This is a genomic window from Pseudomonas oryzagri, assembly GCF_020831405.1.
In the GTDB taxonomy this organism is placed as follows: domain Bacteria; phylum Pseudomonadota; class Gammaproteobacteria; order Pseudomonadales; family Pseudomonadaceae; genus Geopseudomonas; species Geopseudomonas oryzagri.
Genome location: NZ_JAJHPU010000018.1, coordinates 169,238 through 190,785, shown reverse-complemented (window position 1 = coordinate 190,785; position 21,548 = coordinate 169,238). Strand labels below are relative to the sequence as shown.

The window sequence follows — 21,548 nt, the reverse complement described above, 5'->3', positions numbered from 1 at the left end:
GGGATGACGGGGCGCCCGACCTGCGACTACCATCTGCGCAGCCTCCATCCGAGAAGGACTCCCGCATGCTCTACCTGTGGCTCAAGGCCCTGCACATCATCGCCGTCGTCTGCTGGTTCGCCGGCCTGTTCTACTTGCCGCGCCTGTTCGTCTACCACGCGATGAGCGAGGACGCCGCCAGCCGCGAGCGCTTCTGCGTGATGGAGCGCAAGCTGTACCGCGGCATCATGACCCCGGCGAGCATCGCCGCACTGGTATTCGGCATCTGGATGCTGGTGCTCAACCCCGGCCTGTTCGCCAGCGGCGCCTGGCTGCACGTCAAGCTGACCCTGGTCGCCCTGCTGATCGGCTACCACCACGCATGCGGCGCGATGCTCAAACGCTTCGCCCGCGACGAGAACCGCCACACGCACACGTTCTACCGCTGGTTCAACGAAGTGCCGGTGCTGTTCCTGCTGGCTATCGTCATCCTCGTGGTGGTCAAGCCGTTCTGATCCACCGGTTCGGCGAGCCAGCGGCCGCAGGGCAGGGTAAACTGCGCCCCTTTTGCGCGGCCAGCCAGGCAGTCACGGAGACCCGCATGCCCCAATATGCCCTGATCACCGGCGCCTCCAGCGGCATCGGCCTGGCCCTGGCCGAAGCCCTGGCGCGGCGCGGTCACGCCCTGATCCTGGTCGCCCGCGAGCGGCCGGCGCTGGAAAGTATCGCCTGCGAGCTGAGCCAGCGTTTCGGCGTCCAGGTAATGTTCCGCGTCTGCGACCTGACCGAGCCGCTGCAGCTGTCCGGACTGCTCTACGAGATAGAGCAGTGCGACTATCAGGTCGACCTGCTGGTCAACAACGCCGGCGCCGCCTGTGCCGGCGGTTTTCTCGACAACGACTGGCACGACGAGCGCAAGCTGCTGGAGCTCAACGTGTTCGCCCTGGCCCGCCTGTGCCATGCCCTCGGCAATGCCATGGCACGCCGCGGCGGCGGCAAGATCCTCAATGTCGCCTCGCTGGCCGCCTTCCAGTCAGGCCCCTGGCTGAGCAGCTACTACGCCAGCAAGGCCTTCGTGCTGCACTTCTCTGAAGGGCTGCGCGAGGAGTTGCGCAGCCAGAACGTGCAGGTCTCGGCGCTCTGTCCCGGCCCGGTGCGCACGCCGTTCTGGCGCAACGCCGGTCTCGACCTGCGTCCGCTGAAGGACAGCCCCTGGCTGATGAACGCCGAGCAGCTCGCCCAGCTGGCCCTGCAGGGACTGGAGCGCGACCGCGCGCTGATCCTTCCCGGCTGGCGTAACCGCCTGTTGGCCGGCGCCGCCCAACTGCTGCCGCGCGCCTTGGCGCGCCACCTGGCCACCCGCCTCAACCGGCGCCTGCTGCCCGGCTGAGCCGGCGTCAGTCGGCACGCACCGTGCGTTCCGCCGCCCAGGCGCGCAACGCAGCCAGCTCCTCGGCCATCACCACCGACAGCGGCGCGGTCTGCTGCAGGGCCTGTAGCAGCAGCGCCTGCTCCACCGCGCACTGCCGGGCCTGCGCCGCATAGAGCGCGCTGACCACCGCCTGCTCGATCTCCGCCCCGGAAAAGCCGGCGCTGGCCGTGGCCAGCAGCGTCAGATCGAACTGCAGGGGATCGAACTCGCGGCGCGCCAGATGAATGCGGAAGATCTCCGCGCGCGCCGCCGCATCCGGCAGGTCGACGAAGAACAGTTCGTCGAAGCGCCCCTTGCGCACCAATTCCGACGGCAGACGGTGGATGGCGTTAGCGGTGGCGACCAAGAACACCGGCGCCTTGCGCTCGGCCATCCAGGTCAGCAGGGTACCGAGCACCCGCTGGCTCACCCCGCCGTCGTGCTCGCCGCTGGCCAGCCCCTTCTCGATCTCGTCCATCCACAGCACGCAGGGCGCCATCTGCTCGGCCATCTTCAACGCATCGCGCAGATTGCGTTCGGTCTCGCCGAAGTACTTGTTGTACAGGCAGGCGAAGTCCAGGCGCAGCAGCGGCAACCCCCACAGACCGGCCACCGCCTTGGCCGCCAGACTCTTGCCGCCGCCCTGTACGCCGACCAGCAGCACCCCGCGCGGCCGATCGCCGGTGTCGGCGGCGAGGAAGGCCTCGCGGCGCTCGCCCAGCCAGCGCTTGAGGTTGCCCAGGCCGCCGACGTCGGCGAAGCGCGCGGTCTCGTACTCGAAGCCGAGCACGCCGTCCATGTCGAGCAACTGGAAACGCGCGCGGTTGAGCTCTGGCAGGTCGTCCTGGGTAATGGCGCCATCGTTGCAGATCACGTTGCGCGCCAGCAGCCGCGCCTCGGCATGCGCCAGGCCGCGCAGGTTCTTCACCAGTTGCTGCAGGGTGCGGTTGTCGCTGCGCACGCGCAGGCCCTGGTTGCGCTCGCTCCAGCGCTGCGCCTCGTCGCGGACGATGGCCATGAGTTCGTCCTCGCCGGGCAGCGCCAGGCTGAAGCGCGCCGCCAGACGCTGCAGCTCGCCCGGCAGCTTGAGGGCATGGGAGACCAGCACCAGGGTCGGCCGCTGGTTGCCCTCGGCCATCGCCACCTCCTTGAGCAGGCGCACCAGGCGCGGACTGTCATCGAGGAACGGGTGCAGATCGCAGAACACGTAGAGGTTGGCCTGCCGGTCAGCCTTGACCAGGCGCAGCGCCACCTCGGGCTCGCGGCTGTCGCCCTCGCCCAGCGGCTCGCCGCCGAAGCCCAGGCGCTGCACGCCCTCGGTGACCGACCACAGGTACAGGCCCAGACCGCGCTTGATCGCCAACGCACTCAAGGTCTCCAGCACCCGTGACTCGTCCCAGGACTCGATGACGATCAAGCGCACGCGCGAATCGAGCACCAGGCCCAGGTCATGAATATCGTTCTTCACACTGACTCCTTGTGGGGGTGGGCGGCGGCGGGCGTGGCCGGTAAACTCGGTCCACCCGCAACCAATGGAGAGACGCCTGTGGATTGCCTGTTCTGCAAGATCGTCGACGGCGCCATTCCGGCGCGCAAGCTCTACGAGGACGACCAGGTGGTCGCCTTCCACGATATCGGCCCGCAGGCGCCGGTGCATTTTCTGGTGATTCCGAAAAAGCACATCGCCACCCTTCACGATATCGGCGAGGAGGACAAGGCCCTGCTCGGCCACATCGTGCATACCGCCCAGCGGCTGGCCCGCGAGCAGGGCTGCGAGGAAGGCTTCCGCGTGGTGATGAACTGCAACGAGCACGGCGGCCAGAGCGTCTACCACATCCACATGCATGTGCTTGGCCAGCGCCAGATGCACTGGCCGCCGGGCTGATCGCGCAGCCCTGATCCCGCGCAAGGCGGCTATCGGCCGCCTGCGCCAGACTTGCCGCCGTCGCCCTACCCGGAGGTCGCCATGACCAGCCAACGCCACTACTCCCCGGCCGACCGCCTGCTGCTGCAGGCCGATGCCGCCCTGCGCACTCTGCTGCCGTTCAGCGGCCAGCCGAGCCGCCCCTCGCCCGCCCGCGACCAGCAAGAGGTGGCGCTGGACGAGGCCGAGGCCAAGCACGTCTGCGGCCTGATGCGCATCAACCACACCGGCGAGGTGTGCGCCCAGGCGCTGTACCAGGGCCAGGCGCTGACCGCCAAGCTGCCGCAGGTGCGCCGGGCCATGGAGCAGGCGGCCGACGAGGAAATCGACCACCTGGCCTGGTGCGAACAACGCATCCGCGAACTGGGCGGCCGTCCCAGCCTGCTCAATCCGCTGTTCTACGGCCTGTCGTTCGGCATCGGCGCCGCCGCCGGGCTGGTCAGCGACCGGGTCAGCCTCGGCTTCGTCGCCGCCACCGAAGACCAGGTGGTCAAGCACCTCGATCATCACCTGGCCCAGTTGCCCCACGGCGACGGCCGCTCGCAGGCGATCCTCGAGCAGATGCGCGAGGACGAACTGCAGCACGCCACCGCCGCACTGGATGCCGGCGGCCTGCGCTTCCCGGCGCCGGTCAAGGCCGGCATGAGTCTGCTGTCCAAGGTAATGACCAAGGCCACCTACCGAATCTAAGGCCAGCGGCAGAAACGCAAAAGGGCACCCTCGGGTGCCCTTTTCGTTTGCCTGAAGCCAACGGCTCAGTGCGGCATGTTGCGGCCGTAGAAGATCTCCAGCATCTCGTGCCGAACCCGCTCTTCCACCTGCTCGCGCTGCGCGGCGGAAAGATTGCTGGCGGCGTCGCCGAACAGGTAGTTGTCCAGGTCGAAGTCCTTGAGCAGCATCTTGGTGTGGAACAGGTTCTCCTGGTACACGTTCACGTCGGTCATCTGGTACGCCTCCTTGGTGTCGTCGGAGAGGTACTTCTGGATCGAGTTGATCTCGTGGTCGATGAAATGCTTCTTGCCTTCCACGTCGCGGGTGAAGCCACGCACGCGATAATCGACGGTGACGATGTCCGAGTCGAACGAGTGGATCAGGTAGTTGAGCGCCTTGAGCGGCGAGATCACCCCGCAGGTCGACACGTCGATGTCGACACGGAAGGTGGCGATGCCTTCCACCGGATGGATCTCCGGATAGGTGTGCACCGTGATGTGGCTCTTGTCCAGGTGCGCCAGGATGGTTTCCTTGAGCGGGCCGGGCGACTGCTCGATCTGGCTGTCGGTGGGCTCCACCGGCTGCTCGGAGATCAGGATGGTCACGCTGGCGCCCTGCGGATCGTAGTCCTGGCGGGCGATGTTGAGGATGTTGGCGCCGATGATCTCGACCACATCGGTGAGGATCTGCGTCAGGCGCTCGGCGTCGTAGACCTCGTCGATGTACTGGACGTAGGCCTGCTGGTCTTCCGGCGTCTCGGCGTAGCAGATGTCATAGATGTTGAAGCTCAAGGTCTTGGTCAGGTTGTTGAACCCATGGAGCTTGAGTTTGCTTTTCACCGTCGGTAACTCCCCAGGTGTATGCGGCGTTGCCGCGGTTGTGGCGTGCCCGTCAACTGCGCGCGGCAGCTGCGTAGGACGACTTGCACCTCTTCGCCTTGGCGACTGGCTATAAAGAAGGCGCCGCGCCATCCATGGGGATCACGCGGCGCCTTGAAAAAATAAGCGCGACATTATGCAGATGGCCGGCCCCCTCGCCTAGAGCCTGCCGGCAGATTGTGGCGGCGCGCTCAGGCGGCCGGCTCGACGATCTCGTAGCTGTGGCTGATTTCCACCCCGCCGCGGGCCAGCATGATCGACGCCGAGCAGTACTTCTCCGCCGACAGTTCCACCGCGCGCTTGACCTGCGCCTCCTTGAGGCCACGGCCCTTGACCACGAAGCGCAGATGAATCTTGGTGAACACCTTGGGGTCCTCGGCGGCGCGCTCGGCCTCGAGGAAGGCTTCGCAGCCCTCGACCGGCTGACGGGCCTTCTTGAGGATGTGCACGACGTCGAAGCTGCTGCAACCGCCGAGGCCGAGCAGCAGCATCTCCATCGGCCGCACGCCGAGGTTGCGGCCACCGCTCTCCGGCGGACCGTCCATCACCACCACGTGACCACTGCCCGACTCGCCAAGGAACATGGCCTCGCCGGCCCACTGGATACGTGCTTTCATCAGCTTGACTCCGCGCTGGTGTATAAATGGAGGGCGCCAGCTTAACACAGCTCTCCGCGGGGCTTCTTTAGTCGAACCTCTGTGATCTGTCACGCAATTTGACCCTACTGAATGCGGGGAGGCTGTTAAGGTGACGCCACTTTACTGGCACACTGCTGGGCTCTAAAACAACAAGAACTCGCCTGCGGCACGGGCTTACACCTCTTTTTATTTTTCGGGATCGGGCATGGTTGCTATTAGCCTCACACCAAAGATCAAGAACCTCGACAAGCTGCTTGCGCACTGTCATCGCCGTCGCTACACCGCGAAGAGCACCATCATCTACGCCGGGGATCGCTGCGAAACGCTGTTCTTCATCATCAAGGGTTCGGTGACCATCCTCATCGAGGACGACGACGGCCGCGAGATGATCATCGCCTACCTCAACCAGGGCGATTTCTTCGGCGAGATGGGGCTGTTCGACCTGGAGGGCCGCGAGCAGGAGCGCAGCGCCTGGGTCCGCGCCAAGACCGAGTGCGAGGTGGCCGAGATCAGCTACGCCAAGTTCCGCGAGCTGACCCAGCAGGACCCGGACATCCTCTACACCCTCGGCAGCCAGATGGCCGATCGCCTGCGCAAGACCACCCGCAAGGTCGGCGACCTGGCCTTCCTCGACGTCACCGGCCGGGTGGCGCGCACCCTGCTCGAACTGTGCAAGCAGCCCGACGCGATGACCCATCCCGACGGCATGCAGATCAAGATCACCCGCCAGGAAATCGGCCGCATCGTCGGCTGCTCGCGGGAGATGGTCGGCCGCGTACTGAAGAGCCTCGAGGAACAGGGGCTGGTGCACGTCAAGGGGAAGACCATGGTGGTGTTCGGTACCCGCTGAAACGCCACCGCCTTCAGCAAAAAGGCCGTCCCGGTTGCCCTGGACGGCCTTTTTGTTGCCCTGCCGATCAGCCGGCGGGGAAGAACAGCCGGCGCAGCTCCTCGCCTGGCTCTTCGGCGCGCATGAACGCCTCGCCGACCAGGAAGCTCCACACGTCATGCCGCTCCATCAGCTCGACGTCGGCGCGCGACAGGATGCCGCTCTCGGTGATCACCAGGCGGTCCTGCGGGATGCGCGGCAGCAGGTCGAGGGTGGTCTGCAGCGACACCTCGAAGGTGTGCAGGTTGCGGTTGTTGATGCCGAGCAGCGGAGTGTCCAGATGCTTGAGGGCGCGTTCCAGCTCCTCGCCGTCGTGCACCTCGACCAGCACGTCGAGACCCTGTTCCCCGGCCACCTGGGCCAGCTCGACCAGCTGGACGTCGTCCAGGCAGGCGGCGATCAGCAGCACGCAGTCGGCACCGATGGCGCGCGCCTCGATCACCTGGTAGGGATCGATCAGGAAGTCCTTGCGGATCACCGGCAGACTGCACGCGGCGCGCGCCTGCTGCAGGTAGGCGTTGGCGCCCTGGAAGAAGTCGACGTCGGTGAGCACCGACAGGCAGGTGGCGCCGCCGGCCTGGTAGCTGGCGGCGATCTGCGCCGGATCGAAGGACTCGCGGATCACCCCCTTGCTCGGCGAGGCCTTCTTCACCTCGGCGATCACCGCGGCCTCGCAGCGCGCGGCGCGCTGCTGCAGCGCACGGGCGAAGCCGCGCGGCGCGGAGGCCTCGCGGGCGCGCGCTTCCTGCTCGGCCAGCGACACCTGGGCACGGGCGGCGGCGACTTCCTCGACCTTGCGGGCGACGATCTTTTCCAGCACGGTCGGCACGCTCATGCCTGGTTCTCCACTTTGAACACGTTGGTGAAGGCGGCCAGCTCGTCGAGCTTCTCGCGGGCCAGACCGGTGTGCAGGGCGTCGTGGGCCAGCTGCACGCCTTCCTTGAGGCTGGTGGCGTGGTCGGCGGCGTACAGCGCCGCACCGGCGTTGAGGATGATGATCTCGGCGGCCTTCTGGCCGGCCTCGCTCTGGCGGCGGCCGAGGGCGTCGCGGATCAGCGCCAGCGACTGCTCGGCGCCCTCGACGTTGAGGCCGATCAGGCTCTGGCTCTTGATGCCGAAGTCCTCGGGCTGGATGCGGTACTCGCTGATCATGCCGTCCTTGAGCTCGGCGATATGGGTCGGCGCGGCCAGGCTGATCTCGTCGAGACCGTCCTGGGCGTGCACCACCAGCACGTGCTGGCTGCCCAGACGCTGCAGGACCTCGGCCAGCGGCCGGCACAACGCCTGGTTGAATACGCCGAGCACCTGGTGGCGCACCCCGGCCGGGTTGGCCAGCGGGCCGAGCATGTTGAAGACGGTGCGCAGGCCCAGCTCGCGGCGCGCCGGCGCGGCATGGCGCATGGCGCCGTGGTGGGACGGGGCGAACATGAAGCCGACACCGACCGTCTCGATGCAGCGCGCTATTTGCGCCGGAGTGAGGTCCAGGTAGATGCCGGCCGCCTCCAGCACGTCGGCGCTGCCGCTCTTGCCGGACACCGCGCGGTTGCCGTGCTTGGCCACCTTGCCGCCGGCGGCGGCGACCACGAAGGCGGCCGCCGAGGATACATTGAAGATGTTCATGCCGTCGCCGCCGGTGCCGCAGGTGTCGACCAGCCGCTCGGCGTCGACCTGCACCGGGGCGGCCAGTTCGCGCATCACCCGCACGGCGCCGACGATCTCGTCGATGGTCTCGCTCTTCATGCGCAGGCCCATCAGGAAGGCGCCGATCTGCGCGTCTGTGCACTGGCCGGTCATGATCAGGCGCATGACGTCCTGCATTTCCGCGGTGGAGAGGTCGAGGTTGTTGACCACCCGGTTGAGGGCTTCCTTGATGTCCATCAGCGCACGCCTCCGCTCTGCTTCAAGAAGTTGGCCAGCAGCTCGTGGCCCTGCTGGGTGAGGATCGACTCGGGGTGGAACTGCACGCCCTCGACGTTCAGCGTCTTGTGGCGCAGGCCCATGATCTCGTCGACAGCGCCGTCCTCGAACTGGGTCCAGGCGGTGATCTCCAGGTCCGCAGGCAGGCTCTCGCGGCGCACCACCAGCGAGTGGTAGCGGGTCACGGTGAGCGGGTTGGCGAGGCCTGCGAACACGCCCTGGTCGCGATGGAACACCGGGCTGGTCTTGCCGTGCATGGCGGTGCGCGCACGCACCACCTCGCCGCCGAAGGCCTGACCGATGCTCTGGTGGCCGAGGCAGACGCCGAGCAGCGGCAGCTTGCCGGCGAACTCGCGGATCACCGCCAGCGACACGCCGGCCTCGTTGGGCGTGCACGGCCCGGGCGAGACCACGATGCGCTCGGGATTGAGCGCCTTGATCTGCTCGACGCTCAGCTCGTCGTTGCGCACCACCTTGACCTCGGCACCCAGCTCGCCGAAGTACTGCACCAGGTTGTAGGTGAAGGAGTCGTAGTTATCGATCATCAGCAGCATGGCGGGCTCCCCTCACTCTGCACTTTGTTCGGCCAGGGCCACCGCGCGGAACATGGCGCGGCGCTTGTTCAGGGTTTCTTCCCACTCCAGCGCGGGCACCGAGTCGGCGACGATGCCGGCGCCGGCCTGCACGTGCAGCTCGCCGTCCTTGATCACCGCGGTGCGGATGGCGATCGCGGTGTCCATGTTGCCGTTCCACGCCAGGTAGCCGACCGCGCCGCCGTAGACGCCGCGCTTGACCGGCTCCAGCTCGTCGATGATCTCCATGGCGCGGATCTTCGGCGCCCCGGACAGGGTGCCGGCCGGCAGGATGGCGCGCAGGGCGTCCATCGCCGACAGCTCCGGCTTGAGCTGGCCGGTGACGTTGGAAACGATGTGCATCACGTTGGAGTAGCGCTCGATGACCATCTGCTCGGTGACCTGCACCGAACCAGTGGCGGACACCCGGCCGACGTCGTTGCGGCCCAGGTCGATCAGCATCAGGTGCTCGGCCAGCTCCTTGGCGTCGGACAGCAGGTCGGTTTCCAGGGCCTTGTCCTGCTCCTCGGTGACCCCGCGCGGGCGGGTGCCGGCGATCGGCCGCACGGTGACCAGGCCGTCCTCGACGCGCACCAGCACCTCGGGGGAGGAGCCGACCACATGGAAGTCGCCGAAGTTGAAGAAGTACATGTACGGCGTCGGGTTGAAGCAGCGCAGCGCGCGGTACAGGTCGATGGGCGCGGCGGCGAAGGGAATCGACATGCGCTGGGAGATCACCACCTGCATGCAGTCGCCGGCGAGGATGTACTCCTTGATCGCGCCCACCGCGCACTCGTAGTCCTCGCGGCTGAAACTGGAGCGGAAGGTAGGCTCGGCGCCGGCCGGTGCGGCCAGGTCGACGCCCAGGCGCGGGGTGATCGGCTGGCGCAGGCGGGCGAACAGCTCCTCCAGGCGCGCCAGTCCCGCCTCGTAGGCGTTGGCCTCAGAGGGATCGGCCAGCACGATGGCGTGCAGCTTGCCGGCGAGGTTGTCGAACACCACCACCGCGTCGGAAACCATCAGCAGGATGTCCGGGGTGCCCAGCGGATCGGGATTGGGGCACTCGCCCAGGCGCGGCTCGACGTAGCGCACGCTGTCGTAGCCGAAGTAGCCGACCAGGCCGCCGTTGAAGCGCGGCAGGCCCGGCAGGGTCGGCACTTTGTAGCGCGCCTGGAACTGCTCGACGAAGGCCAGCGGATCGGCGTACTCGCCGGCCTCGGTCTGGATGCCGTCGACGCTCACCCGCACCTGGCGGCCATGGGCGCGCAGCACGGTGCGGCACGGCAGGCCGATGATCGAGTAGCGCCCCCACTTCTCGCCGCCCTGCACCGATTCGAGCAGGTAGGAGTTGGGCGCGTCGGCCAGCTTCAGGTAGATGGACAGCGGGGTATCGAAGTCGGCGAGGGTTTCGCGGGCGAGCGGGATGCGGTTGTAGCCGGCAGCGGCCAAACGCAGGAATTCTTCACGGGTCATGATCAGCCTCGGGGCCTTAAAAACGGTCGTTATGCAAAGCGCGCCGGCGTGCCGGCAGGGACGAAATCAGGCGCGCCAGCGCCAGCGGGCCAGAGCCTTGATGACTTTCATCCACAGTTTGCAGGTGACCACCACGAATCTGATCTCTTCGGCGGGTTTGCTACGGATGGAGCACACTAGCGCAGCGCCCCCGGTGAAGCAAGCAAGAAACCGGCGACCGGCGCCGCTCACAGCAGCTGGCGCAGGTCGTCGACGACCATCGCCGGATTTTCCAGGGCAATCGGCTCACCGTGGTTATACCCGTAGGACAGCGCCACGCAGGTCACGTTCGCCGCGCGCGCGGCGCGCACGTCGTTGCGCGAATCGCCGACGAACAGCGCCTCGCCGGCCGAGACGCCGGCCTGCGCCATCACCCAGAACAACGCGGCGGGATCAGGCTTCTGCTGCGGCAGGGTGTCGCCGCCGACCAGCCACTGGAAGTAGCCGTCCAGGCCCTTGTCGGCCAGCAGCTCGGGCAGAAAGCGCGCCGGCTTGTTGGTGATCAGCGCCAGCGCCACGCCCGCCGCACGCAGGTGATCGAGCGTCTCGACCACGCCTGGATAAACATCGGTCAGGACGTGGTTGTCGGCGTAGGCGGCCATGAACAGCTCCAGCGCCTCGGCGGCCAGCGCCTCGTCGACGCCGTCGTGGTCGAGGCCGCCGGCCAGCGCGCGGCGCACCAGCACCCGCGCGCCGTTGCCGACCCACAGGCGCACCCGTTCGCGGCCGGCCGGCGCGCGGCCCAGCTGGACGAGCACGCGATCGACCGCCACGGCCAGGTCCGGCACCGAGTCGACCAGGGTGCCGTCGAGGTCGAACATCGCCAGGCGCGGCAGGCGCCCAGCGAACAGGCCACGCAGTGCGCTCACGGGCGAACCTTGGCCAGCTCGGCGCGCATGGCGTCGATCACCGCCTTGTAGTCGGGCTGGTTGAAGATCGCCGAGCCGGCGACGAAGGTGTCGGCGCCGGCGGCGGCGATCTCGGCGATATTGTTGACGTTCACCCCGCCGTCGATCTCCAGGCGGATGGCGCGGCCGGAGGCGTCGATCAGCGCGCGCGCCTCGCGCAGCTTGTCGAGGGTGCCGGGGATGAATTTCTGCCCGCCGAAGCCGGGGTTGACGCTCATCAAGAGGATCATGTCGACCTTGTCCATCACGTACTTCAGGCAATCCAGCGGGGTGGCCGGGTTGAACACCAGGCCGGCCTGGGCGCCGCCATCCTTGATCAGCTGCAGGGACCGATCGATGTGCTGGGAAGCCTCCGGGTGGAAGGTGATGTAGCTGGCGCCGGCCTCGAGGAAGTCGCCGATGAGGCGATCGACCGGCTTGACCATCAGGTGCACGTCGATCGGCGCGCCGATGCCGTATTTGCGCAGCGCGCTGCAGACCATCGGGCCGATGGTCAGGTTGGGCACGTAATGGTTGTCCATCACGTCGAAGTGGACGATGTCGGCACCGGCGGCGAGAACGTTGTCCACCTCCTCCCCCAGGCGAGCGAAATCGGCGGAGAGGATCGAGGGGGCGATGGCGAAGGGTTGCATGGGTACCTCGGGGCAGGGAGCCGGAAAATACAAAGTTTCCAGCTTCGCCGGGGCCCGGGCAAGGGTTGCCGGACGCTCACGCCTCGCGGCGGCGTCCGGCACGCACCTCAGGAGCCCTTGCGCCAGGCGGCGAAGCGCCGTTCCAGCGCGGGACCGTGCTGGCTCCAGAAGTCGACGTCCATGCCTAGCGCGCCGGCGATGTTCTGCTCGGCGGTGGGCAGCCCGGCGGCGACCCGGGGGTCGAGCAGCGCCAGCGCGCGGCGGTTGACCGGGCCGTAGGCGATGCGCTCGGCCAGCGCCTTCTGCTGCTCGGCCTGACTGACGAAGGCGACGAAGCGCCGCGCCAGATCGCCCTTCCACACACCCTTGGGCAACGCCCAGTAGTCGAAGTCGTAGATGCTGCCACCCCACACCAGGGCCAGCGGCTGCTCGCCGCCGGCGGCGCTGACCCGACCGTTGTAGGCCGTGCTCATCGCCACGCTGCCGTCGCGCAGGGCGCGCACCGGCTCCTCGCCGGCCTTCCACCAGCTGATGTGCGGCTTGAGTTCGTCGAGCTTGCGGAAGGCGCGCTCGACGCCTGCGGCGCTGCCCAGCACCTTGTAGACGTCCGCCACGGCGACGCCGTCGGCCAGCAGGGCGAACTCCAGGTTGTAGCGCGCGCCCTCGCGCAGGCCGCGCTTGCCGGGGAAGCGCTTGACGTCCCAGAAGTCGCGCCAGCCGGCCGGAGCCCCGTCCAGACGCTGCGGATCGTAGGCCAGCGCCATCGACCAGACGAAGATGCCGACCCCGCAGGGCTGCAGCGCGCCGGGCACGAAGTCCCCCGGATCGCCGACCAGGCCGGGTTCGAGCTGCTCGAACAGGCCCTCGGCGCAGCCGCGCTTGAGTTCCGGGGCCTCTACCTCGACCACGTCCCACGACACGTGACTCTGCTCCAGCTGGCGCCTGAGCTTGTCCATGTCGCCGTTGTAGGCGCGGTGCACCACCGCGTCGCCGGAGGCCTGCTTGAAGGGTTCGTAGAAGGCGGCGCGTTGCGCCTCCTGGTTGGCGCCGCCAAAGGACACCACGGTCACGTAGTCGGCCAACGCCGGCGCCGCCGCGCCACCGAGCAGGGCGGCCAGCACGCCGCCCCTGCATACCTGCCTCATCGTCACACTCCGTCTTTCCATGCAATCGTCCGCATCCTGCGCCTCACTCCGGCAGCTGGGTGCGCAGGTTCTCGCTGCGCCCGCGCAGCCATTCGAGGGTCAGCAGCATCACCACCGAGAAGCCGATCAGCAGGGTGGCGGCGGCGGCGATGGTGGGACTGAGGTTCTCGCGGATGCCGCTGAACATCTGCCGCGGCAGGGTGGCCTGCTCGGGACCGGCGAGGAACAGGGTCACCACCACCTCGTCGAAGGAGGTGGCGAAGGCGAACAGCGCGCCGGAGATCACCCCCGGCGCGATCAGCGGCAGGGTGACGCGGAAGAACGCGGTCACCGGCGTCGCACCGAGGCTGGCGGCGGCGCGCACCAGGTTCTGGTTGAAGCCCTGCAGAGTGGCGGTCACGGTGATGATCACGAAGGGCACGCCGAGCACCGCGTGCACCAGGATCAGCGAGATGTAGCTGTTGCCCAGGCCCAGCGGGGCGAAGAACAGGTAGCTGGCCACCGCGACGATCACCACCGGCACCACCATCGGCGAGATCAGGATGCTCATCAGCAGCGCCTTGCCGCGGAACTCGCCGCGGGTCAGGCCGATCGACGCCAGGGTGCCGAAGGTCATGGCCAGCACGGTGGCCGCCGGGGCGATGATCAGGCTGTTCTTCAGCGCACGCAGCCACTCGGCGGTGGTGAAGAACTCCTCGTACCAGCGCAGCGAGAAGCCCTGCAGCGGGTAGACCAGGAAGGTGCCGGCGTTGAACGACAGCGGCACGATGACCAGCACCGGGAGGATCAGGAACAGCAGGATCAGGCCGCACAGACTGCGGTGGGTCCAGAACCAGGCGCGCTCGATGGGCGACATGTGGGGGCTCAGCATGACGATTCTCCTCGTTAGCCCAGGCGCAGACGGCTGGCGCCGACCAGCCAGCTGTAGATCACGTAGAACAACAGGGTAGCGGCGAGCAGCAGACCGCCGAGGGCGGTGGCCATGCCCCAGTTGATGGTGGTGTTGGTGTAGAAGGCGACGAAGTAGCTGATCATCTGGTCGTTCGGGCTGCCCAGCAGCGCCGGGGTGATGTAGTAGCCGATCGACAGGATGAACACCAGGAGGCCGCCGGCGCCGACCCCGGCCAGGGTCTGCGGGAAGTACACGCGCCAGAAGCTGGCGAACGGATGGCAGCCGAGCGACACCGCGGCGCGCATGTAGGTCGGCGAGATGCCCTTCATCACGCTGTAGATCGGCAGGATCATGAACGGCAGCATGATGTGCACCATGGCGATGTACACGCCGGTGCGGTTGAACACCAGTTGCAGCGGCTCGTCGATGATGCCCAGCGCCTGCAGCGTGCCGTTGATCAGGCCGCCCGACTGCAGCAGCACGATCCACGCGGCGACGCGCACCAGGATCGAGGTCCAGAACGGCAGCAGCACCAGGATCATCAACAGGTTGCTCTGCCGTGCCGGCAGGTTGGCCAGCAGGTAGGCCAGCGGGTAGGCCAGCACCAGGCAGATGGCGGTGATCACCAGGCCCATCCAGAAGGTGCGGGCGAAGATCTCCAGGTAGATCGCCTGGTCGGGGGTGGCCGAGGCCAGCTCGCCCAGCTCGTCGATGCGATGATCGAGGGCGGCCAGCAGGTAATAGGGGGTGACGCCGCTGGCATTGCGCTGGATCGCCTGCCAGTAGGCCGGGTCGGCCCAGCGCTCGTCGATGTGCTCCAGCGCCTCGCGCCAGGAGGTCGGCTCCTGGGCCAGCGGCAGCTGGCGCGCGGTCTTGTTCAGCAGGCTGCGGTAACCCGACAGCTCCATGTTCAGGCGCTTGGACAGATCGCCGAGGGTCTGCTGCTTGCGAGCCTGCGGCAGCTCCTCGCCGAGGGCGCGGTAGACCGGCTCCGGCGGCAGGCCGCGGCCGTCCCAGGACTGGATCGCCTCGACCGTGCGCGGCAGGGCGCCGACCACCTCGGGGTTGTCGATGCTGCGCCAGAGCAGCGCGGCGATCGGCACCAGGAAGGTCAGCAGGAGAAACGCGAAGAGCGGCAGGATCAACGCCTGCGACTTCAGGCGGTTGAGCCGCTCGGCACGCGCCAGGCGCTGCTTGAGGGTGAGGCCGGCAACCTCGGAAGGGACGGACACTGCGCTAGCCATGTTCAACTCCGGACAGATGGCCGCCGCCGGCGGCCGGGCAGGACAGCGGGGTGTTCCCCGCGGACGGAGCGGCGCGCGCCACCGGCGCGGCGCCGCCCGCCGGGACTGTTACTTGGCGGCCCAGGCGTTGAAGCGCTGTTCCAGCTGCTCGCCGTAGTCGGCCCAGAAGGTCACGTCGATGGCCACCTGGTTGGCGATGTTCTCCGGGGTGGTCGGCATCAGGGTCAGACGCTCCTTGGGCAGCAGGTCGATGGCCTTCTTGTTGGCCGGACCGTAGGCGATGTTCTCGGCGTAGGCCTTCTGCTGCTCGGGCTTGACCGAGAAGGCGATGAACTCGCGGGCCGCTTCCTGATCCTTGGCGCCCTTGGGGATGGCCCAGGCGTCGAAGTCGTAGATGCCGCCGTTCCACACCACCTTGAGGTTGCTCTCGTTCTGCACCGCGGCGATGCGGCCGTTGTACGCCGAGCTCATCACCACGTCGCCGGAGGCGAGGTACTGCGGCGGCTGGGCGCCGGCTTCCCACCACTGGATGTGCGGCTTCAGCTCGTCGAGCTTCTTGAAGGCGCGGTCGACGCCCTCGTCGGTGGCCAGCACCTTGTAGACGTCCTGGGGCGCGACGCCGTCGGCCATCAGGGCGAACTCCAGGGTGTACTTGGCGCCCTTGCGCAGGCCGCGCTTGCCCGGGAATTTCTTCACGTCCCAGAAGTCGGCCCAGCTGGTCGGCGCGGTCTTCAGCTTGTCGGCGTTGTAGGCCAGCACGGTCGACCACACGAAGAAGCCGACGCCGCACGGCTGGATGGCGCCGGGGATGAAGTCGGCGGAGTTGCCGAACTGCGCCGGATCGAGTTCCTCGAACAGGCCCTCGTCGCAGCCGCGGGCCAGCTCCGGCGACTCCACCTCGACCAGGTTCCAGCTCACGCTGCCGGTGTCGACCATCGCCTTCACCTTGGCCATCTCGCCGTTGTACTCGCCGGCGATGACCTTGTGGCTGGTGGCCTTCTCGAAGGGCTCGTAGAACGCCTTGGTCTGCGCCTGCTTGTTGGCGCCACCGAAGGAGATGGTGGTCAGATCGGCCGCCACGGCCGACAGGCTACAACCCAGGCCCAAAGTCAGGGCCGCGAACCTCAGGGATTTCGACATTTATTCTTCTCCAGGATGCTGCGTTTTGGGGTACTTGCCACTTGCGGGCCGCAGCGCTATTCCGCGGTCAGCGGATCGAGCGCACGGACGTGTTCGACCTGCCAGCCGAGCGGCACCACGTCGCCCACCGCCATGGCGGGGTCGAGTTCGGCGATCGGCTGCTTGACGAAGAAGTTGCTCTGCCCGCCCACTTCCATGCGCACGCGCACGTGGTCGCCCAGGTAGATGAACTCGGCGACCCGGCCGGAGAAGCGGTTGTCGCAGCCGGCGCTGTGGCCGTTGATGCGTACCCGCTCGGGGCGCACCGACAGGCTGACCAGCTCGCCCGGCTGGCCGACCTTGACCGCCAGGGCTTCGACCTTCTCGCCGCGCGGCAGCTCGACCACGCAGCGCTCGCCGCTGCGGCTGACCAGGCGGCCGTTGATGCGGTTGTTCTCGCCGATGAAGTTGGCGACGAAGGCGTTGCAGGGATGCTCGTACAGCTCGCGCGGCGCGGCGATCTGCTGGATCTCGCCCTGGTGGAACACGGCCACGCGGTCGGACATGGTCAGCGCCTCGCCCTGGTCGTGGGTCACGTAGACCACGGTGACGCCCAGGCGCTCGTGCAGGTGCTTGATCTCCATCTGCATGTGCTCGCGCAGCTGCTTGTCGAGCGCGCCCAGCGGCTCGTCCATCAGCACCAGCTGCGGCTCGAACACCAGGGCACGGGCCAGTGCCACGCGCTGCTGCTGACCGCCGGACATCTGCGCCGGGTAGCGCCCGGCCAGCGCCTCGAGCTGCACCATCGACAGCGCGCGCTTGACCCGCTCGGCGATGTCGGTCTTGCTCATGCCGCGCACGCTGAGCGGGAAGGCGAGGTTCTCGGCCACCGTCATGTGCGGGAACAGCGCGTAGTTCTGGAACACCATGCCGATGTCGCGCTTGTGCGGCGGCAGCTTGTTGATCGCCCGGCCGCCGAGGAGGATCTCGCCGGCGGTGGGAGTCTCGAAACCGGCCAGCATCATCAGGCTGGTGGTCTTGCCCGAGCCGGACGGCCCGAGCAGGGTGAGGAATTCGCCCTTGCGAATGTCCAGATTGAGATCCTTGACGATCAGGTTCTCGCCGTCGTAGCTCTTCTGCACACCACGGAAGCTAACCAGAATCTCGTTGCCTTGCGTCTCGGCCATGACCGCACCTGTAGGACTGGGTGGACTATGGCTAAAGAGTAGGCAGCCGTGGCCGGCAGGCAAATCGGCGGGCAGGACGACATCGCCTAGGCGCGGCGGAAGACCTTTTGTAGGAATCGCCCTACAAGGGCGCCAGGCCCGCCGAGGATCTCGCCGGCCAGGGCCGGGCTCGGCGAGATCGCGTCGAGGACGCGGCGTCTACGCAGGGTGAATGGGCAGTACCCGCTGCGCTTGCCCCTTCGGGCGTTCAGTGGCACGCCAGGGTCCGCCGCCGAGCAGCGCAGCCCCGGCAGGCGTTCAGACCAGCTTGTGCTCCAGGGCGTAGCGCACCAGGTCGGCCACCGAGTGGGCGTCGAGCTTCTGCATCAGACGCGCCTTGTGGGTGCTCACCGTCTTGTTGCTGACCGCCAGCTGCTGGGCGATCTCGTTGACGTTGGCGCCGCGCACCAGACGCTCGAACACCGAGAACTCGCGCTCGGAAAGCAGCGCGTGGGGCGGCCGCGAGTCGGTCAGGCCGACCTCGAAGACCATGCGGTCGGCCAGCTCCGGATCGATGTAACGGCCGCCGGCGGCGACCTTGCGGATCGCGGTGAGCAGCAGGGCCGGATCGCTGTCCTTGGTGGCGTAGCCGGCGGCGCCGATCTTCAGCGCGCGGGCGGCCATCTGCGCCTCGTCGTGCATCGACAGCACGAGGATCGCCGGCGGATTGCTCAGCGCGCGGATCCGCGGAATCGCCTCGAGGCCGTTGACCCCGGGCATCGAGATGTCCAGCAGGACCACCTCGCAGGGGGTCTGGCGCAGGATCTCCAGCAGTTGCTGGCCGTTGCCGGCCTCGCCGGCCACGCACAGGTCCCTGGCCATGCCAATCAGTTGCTTGATGCCCTCGCGGACGATGGTGTGGTCTTCGGCCACCAGTACCCGAATCATGCCGTTTCCCTTTCCTCCTGATCGAGGGGAACCCTCACGTACAGGGTAGTGCCCTGACCGGGGCGGCTGTCCAGTACCAGACTGCCGCCGAACATGGCCACCCGCTCGCGCATGCCGACCAGGCCGAACGAGCCGCTGCGGGTCTGCGCGGGGTCGAAGCCCACGCCGTCGTCGCTGATGCTCAGCTGCAGTTCGTCCGCCTCGCGGCTCAGGTGGATCTCCACGCTCTGCGCCTGGGCATGGCGCATGATGTTGGTCAGCGCCTCCTGGAGCACGCGGAACAGCCCGGTGGCCTTGGCGTCGCCGAGCGGCGGCAGCTGCTCGGGCACCTCGACCAGGCAGGGGATCTGGGTGCGCGCCTCGAAGCGCCGCGCCTGCCATTCGATCGCCGAGGCGATGCCGGCGTCGAGGATCGGCGGACGCAGCGCGGTGGCGACGTCGCGCACCACCTGGAACAGCTGGGCGAGCAGCTTACTCATGTGCTGCAGGCGCTCGCGCAGGTCGGCGTCCTGCTCGCCGTGGGCCAGCTGGCACATGGAGATTTCCAGCTTGAGCACGGTGAGCATCTGGCCCAGCTCGTCGTGCACCTCGCGGGCGATGCGCGCCTTCTCCTCCTCGCGCACGCTTTCCAGGTGGGCGGCCAGCTCGCGCAACTGGGCGCGCGACTCGGCCAGCGCCAGCTCGATGCGCTTGAGTTCGCTGATGTCCCAGACCATGCCGTCCCACACCACCCGGCCGCCCGCCAGGCGCCGCGCGGTGGCCTTGAGGTCGACCCAGATCGGCGTGCCGTCGCGGGTCAGCAGGCGACCCTGCCAGTGCCAGTCGTCGTCGGCGGCCAGCGCGGCCTGCTGGCTGCTCCAGTAGCCGTCGCGCTCGTCGGGATGGACCAGGCTGCGGATGCCGCGCTCCCGCTCGAGCAGGGTCGCCGCCGGGTAGCCGACCAGTCCGGCGCTGCCCTCGCCAATGAACGAGATGCGCACCTCGGCGCCGGGCGCGGGGCGCTCCAGGCGGAACAGCAGGCCGGGGACGTTGCCGGCGATGCCCTTCAGGCGTGCCTCGCTCTCCTCCAGCGCGGCGCGCGCGCGGCGCCGCTCGGTGACGTCGGTGAGGTAGATCACCAAGTACTCGGTGTCGCGAAAGCGCAGGAAGCTGAGCGACAGGTCCACCGGCAGCCAGCTGCCGTCGGCGCGCTGGCAGCGCGTTTCGAAGGCCAGCGCCTCCTCGCTGACCCGTGCGCGCTTCCACAGCGCCAGCCAGCGGTCCATGTCCAGTTGCGGCTCCAGGTCGCGCAGCGGCCGCTCGGCCAGCGCGCCGGGGCGATAGCCGAGCAGCTGCTCGGCGGCGTGGTTGGCGTAGCGCACGTGGCTGTCCCAGTTGACCCAGAGGATGCCGACGGTGCTGTGGTCGATGGAGAACTGGGTGAGACGCAGCGCCTGTTCGGCGGACTCGCGCAGCTCCAGGTCGTGGCGGGTGGCGGCCAGGCGCTGCTCCAGTTCGCTGCTCTGCCGACGCAGCCACCAGGTGGCGGTGATCAGCGCGGCGAGCAGCAGGCCGAGCAGCAGCGCCAGGCTGCGCCAGAAGCCGGCGGTCTCGCCCAGCCCCGCCACCGACGGCTGCAGCCAGCGACGCTGCAGGGTTTCCAGGCGCTCCGGCGGCAAGAGGCGCAGGCCCTGGTCGACCTGCAAGGCCAGGCGCTCGAGGTCGCGGCGCACGGCGACACGCAGCAGCAGCGGGTAGCCGACGTCGCCGAGCACCTGCAACGGAGCGAACTCGGCCTCGCCGAGCAGGCGGCTGTACTGCGCCTCGTCGATCACCGCGTAGCTCGCCTCGCCGGCCAGCACCTGGCGCAGCGCCTGGCGCTCCGAACTGGCCGCACGCAGCTCGAGGCTGCTGTGGCTGCTGCGCAGGAAACGCTGCACCGGGCTGCCGTCGCGCACCGCCACCGGCTCGCTGCGCCCCAGGCGATCGAGGCGTACCGCGGCGGCGCCGCTGCGCTCGCCGATGATCAGGTGCGGAATGCGCAGGTAGGGGTCGGAATAGCGCCACAGGCGCAGGCCGGCCGGGGTCTGCTGCAAGCCGGGAGCGAGGACGATCTCGCCGCGCTGCAACGCCGCCTCCAGCGCCGCCTGGTCGGCGTAGGTGTGCCAGACGGGACGCATGCCGAGCTGCTCGGCGAGCGCCACCATCAGCTCGACGTGGGCGCCGACCAGCTGCTCCTGGCGCTGGCGGCGGTCGAGCTGGGCGTAGGGCGCCTCCAGCACCACGCCGACCTGCAGCGTCGGGCGATCGTCCAGCCACTGGTCCGTCTCGGCCTCCAGCAGGGGCAGCTCGGCGCCAACCGGACGGCCGAGGAACAGCAACAGGCCGAACAGGAGCAACGCCGGCAGGTAGCGCGGCAGCGACGGGCGGACAGACATGCAGGGCTCCCGGAGGGGACGAAGGGCTAGTGACCTGTGCGGTCGGTTGGTTGATTCAAGTTCGGCTGACCAGGGTTCCGAGACAAGCCGCCGCGACCCGTCATAGCAGGGCCATGGCAAGGAGAGGTAACCCAGTGTCGAGGCCATGGGCGCCGCAATCGACTCACCGGACTCACCAAACAGACACCCGGTCAGTGCCAGTCCTGGCGCTGGCGAACCAGCTGCCAGGCGGCGTGCAGCCGGCGGGTGGTCTCGGTGGCGCTGGCCAGGCGGACGGCGTCGGCGCCGCCCAGCTTGTCCGGATGATGGCGGCTGAGCAAGCGCCGATAGGCACGCTTGACCGTCGCCGGCGGGCTGTCGGCGCTGACGCCGAGCAGCGCCAGGGCGGCGCGGAACTCGGGGTCGCGCTCCGCCGCCGGCGGGCTCCAGCCCAGCGCGGCGGCTTCCAGTTCGGCGAGTTGCCCGGCACTGCAGCCGAGCTGGGCGGCCCAGCGGCCGAGCAGCGCGCGCGCCGGCGGGGCGCAACAGTCGCCGGCCCAGGCCAGGCGCCACGCGGCGCGCAGCACGGTGTCGCGGCGCGCCGGGCGCGTCTGCAGCTGGGCCAGCGCCTGGGCGTTGCGCGCACCGCGCTGGCCGCGGGCGAAGG

Annotated in this window: 22 protein-coding genes; 5 read left to right on the top strand and 17 right to left on the bottom strand. The window is 68.4% G+C overall.

From position 1 onward, the window contains the following. Positions 1–65 precede the first annotated feature (65 nt). Both hemJ and LMJ29_RS07835 read left to right on the top strand, forming a co-directional pair. Positions 66–494, top strand: a complete 429-nt coding sequence (gene hemJ, locus LMJ29_RS07840; RefSeq protein WP_229604957.1) for a protoporphyrinogen oxidase HemJ — start codon at positions 66–68, stop codon at positions 492–494. 86 nt (positions 495–580) lie between these two features. Beyond that, on the top strand, positions 581–1,369 hold the full coding sequence (locus LMJ29_RS07835) for an SDR family NAD(P)-dependent oxidoreductase (RefSeq protein ID WP_229604956.1): 789 nt from the start codon (positions 581–583) through the stop codon (positions 1,367–1,369). A 7-nt stretch (positions 1,370–1,376) separates the two neighbouring features. Here the strand turns inward: LMJ29_RS07835 and LMJ29_RS07830 are convergent, their stop codons facing one another. Beyond that, the gene (locus tag LMJ29_RS07830; protein WP_229604955.1) at positions 1,377–2,858 is read right to left on the bottom strand and encodes an AAA family ATPase; all 1,482 of its coding nucleotides are present in this window, start codon (positions 2,856–2,858) and stop codon (positions 1,377–1,379) included. A gap of 78 nt (positions 2,859–2,936) precedes the next feature. Between LMJ29_RS07830 and LMJ29_RS07825 the strand changes: the two genes are divergently transcribed. Together LMJ29_RS07825 and coq7 are read left to right on the top strand one after the other, a co-directional pair. Then, the gene (locus LMJ29_RS07825; RefSeq protein ID WP_229604954.1) at positions 2,937–3,275 is read left to right on the top strand and encodes a histidine triad nucleotide-binding protein; all 339 of its coding nucleotides are present in this window, start codon (positions 2,937–2,939) and stop codon (positions 3,273–3,275) included. Positions 3,276–3,356: 81 nt separating this feature from the next. After that, the gene (gene coq7, locus LMJ29_RS07820) at positions 3,357–4,004 is read left to right on the top strand and encodes a 2-polyprenyl-3-methyl-6-methoxy-1,4-benzoquinone monooxygenase (RefSeq protein ID WP_229604953.1); all 648 of its coding nucleotides are present in this window, start codon (positions 3,357–3,359) and stop codon (positions 4,002–4,004) included. Positions 4,005–4,069: 65 nt separating this feature from the next. Here the strand turns inward: coq7 and speD are convergent, their stop codons facing one another. Continuing rightward, positions 4,070–4,864: an adenosylmethionine decarboxylase gene (gene speD, locus LMJ29_RS07815; protein WP_229604952.1), complete on the bottom strand. Its 795-nt coding sequence runs from the start codon at positions 4,862–4,864 to the stop codon at positions 4,070–4,072. A gap of 230 nt (positions 4,865–5,094) precedes the next feature. Beyond that, complete coding sequence (locus LMJ29_RS07810; protein ID WP_229604951.1) at positions 5,095–5,520, bottom strand: OsmC family protein; 426 nt, start codon at positions 5,518–5,520, stop codon at positions 5,095–5,097. A gap of 226 nt (positions 5,521–5,746) precedes the next feature. Between LMJ29_RS07810 and crp the strand changes: the two genes are divergently transcribed. Next, a complete protein-coding gene (gene crp, locus LMJ29_RS07805) occupies positions 5,747–6,391 on the top strand; it encodes a cAMP-activated global transcriptional regulator CRP (RefSeq protein ID WP_229604950.1) in 645 nt (214 codons plus the stop codon). A gap of 67 nt (positions 6,392–6,458) precedes the next feature. Here crp and trpC read toward each other — a convergent pair whose 3' ends face one another. From trpC to LMJ29_RS07735, 14 genes are all read right to left on the bottom strand, one after another. Then, positions 6,459–7,265 carry an indole-3-glycerol phosphate synthase TrpC gene (gene trpC / locus LMJ29_RS07800; RefSeq protein ID WP_229604949.1) on the bottom strand — a complete coding sequence of 269 codons (807 nt, stop codon included), beginning with the start codon at positions 7,263–7,265 and terminating at the stop codon, positions 6,459–6,461. Beyond that, positions 7,262–8,308, bottom strand: coding sequence for an anthranilate phosphoribosyltransferase (gene trpD, locus LMJ29_RS07795; RefSeq protein ID WP_229604948.1), 1,047 nt, complete (start codon positions 8,306–8,308; stop codon positions 7,262–7,264). Before trpD ends, trpC begins: the two co-directional genes overlap by 4 nt. Beyond that, positions 8,308–8,901 carry an aminodeoxychorismate/anthranilate synthase component II gene (locus LMJ29_RS07790; RefSeq protein ID WP_229604947.1) on the bottom strand — a complete coding sequence of 198 codons (594 nt, stop codon included), beginning with the start codon at positions 8,899–8,901 and terminating at the stop codon, positions 8,308–8,310. The genes trpD and LMJ29_RS07790 overlap by 1 nt, the downstream gene beginning before the upstream one ends. 12 nt (positions 8,902–8,913) lie before the next feature. Continuing rightward, a complete protein-coding gene (gene trpE / locus LMJ29_RS07785) occupies positions 8,914–10,392 on the bottom strand; it encodes an anthranilate synthase component I (protein ID WP_229604946.1) in 1,479 nt (492 codons plus the stop codon). A gap of 227 nt (positions 10,393–10,619) precedes the next feature. After that, a complete protein-coding gene (locus LMJ29_RS07780) occupies positions 10,620–11,252 on the bottom strand; it encodes a phosphoglycolate phosphatase (protein ID WP_264758816.1) in 633 nt (210 codons plus the stop codon). 44 nt (positions 11,253–11,296) lie between these two features. Next, positions 11,297–11,971, bottom strand: coding sequence for a ribulose-phosphate 3-epimerase (gene rpe / locus LMJ29_RS07775; protein ID WP_229604944.1), 675 nt, complete (start codon positions 11,969–11,971; stop codon positions 11,297–11,299). Between the two features lie 107 nt (positions 11,972–12,078). Next, positions 12,079–13,116: an ABC transporter substrate-binding protein gene (locus tag LMJ29_RS07770; protein ID WP_229604943.1), complete on the bottom strand. Its 1,038-nt coding sequence runs from the start codon at positions 13,114–13,116 to the stop codon at positions 12,079–12,081. 43 nt (positions 13,117–13,159) lie between these two features. Continuing rightward, positions 13,160–13,987 carry an ABC transporter permease gene (locus LMJ29_RS07765; RefSeq protein WP_229604942.1) on the bottom strand — a complete coding sequence of 276 codons (828 nt, stop codon included), beginning with the start codon at positions 13,985–13,987 and terminating at the stop codon, positions 13,160–13,162. A gap of 14 nt (positions 13,988–14,001) precedes the next feature. Then, positions 14,002–15,252, bottom strand: coding sequence for an ABC transporter permease (locus tag LMJ29_RS07760; RefSeq protein ID WP_229604941.1), 1,251 nt, complete (start codon positions 15,250–15,252; stop codon positions 14,002–14,004). 108 nt (positions 15,253–15,360) lie between these two features. Next, positions 15,361–16,392 carry an ABC transporter substrate-binding protein gene (locus LMJ29_RS07755; protein WP_229604940.1) on the bottom strand — a complete coding sequence of 344 codons (1,032 nt, stop codon included), beginning with the start codon at positions 16,390–16,392 and terminating at the stop codon, positions 15,361–15,363. Between the two features lie 56 nt (positions 16,393–16,448). Then, on the bottom strand, positions 16,449–17,558 hold the full coding sequence (locus LMJ29_RS07750) for an ABC transporter ATP-binding protein (RefSeq protein WP_229604939.1): 1,110 nt from the start codon (positions 17,556–17,558) through the stop codon (positions 16,449–16,451). A gap of 297 nt (positions 17,559–17,855) precedes the next feature. Continuing rightward, entirely contained in the window at positions 17,856–18,485 is a 630-nt protein-coding gene (locus LMJ29_RS07745; protein ID WP_229604938.1) for a response regulator, read from the bottom strand. Then, a complete protein-coding gene (locus tag LMJ29_RS07740; RefSeq protein ID WP_229604937.1) occupies positions 18,482–20,902 on the bottom strand; it encodes a PAS domain-containing sensor histidine kinase in 2,421 nt (806 codons plus the stop codon). Before LMJ29_RS07740 ends, LMJ29_RS07745 begins: the two co-directional genes overlap by 4 nt. Before the next feature lie 191 nt (positions 20,903–21,093). Beyond that, a partial coding sequence (locus LMJ29_RS07735; protein ID WP_229604936.1) for a DnaJ domain-containing protein occupies positions 21,094–21,548 on the bottom strand: 455 nt, incomplete at its 5' end.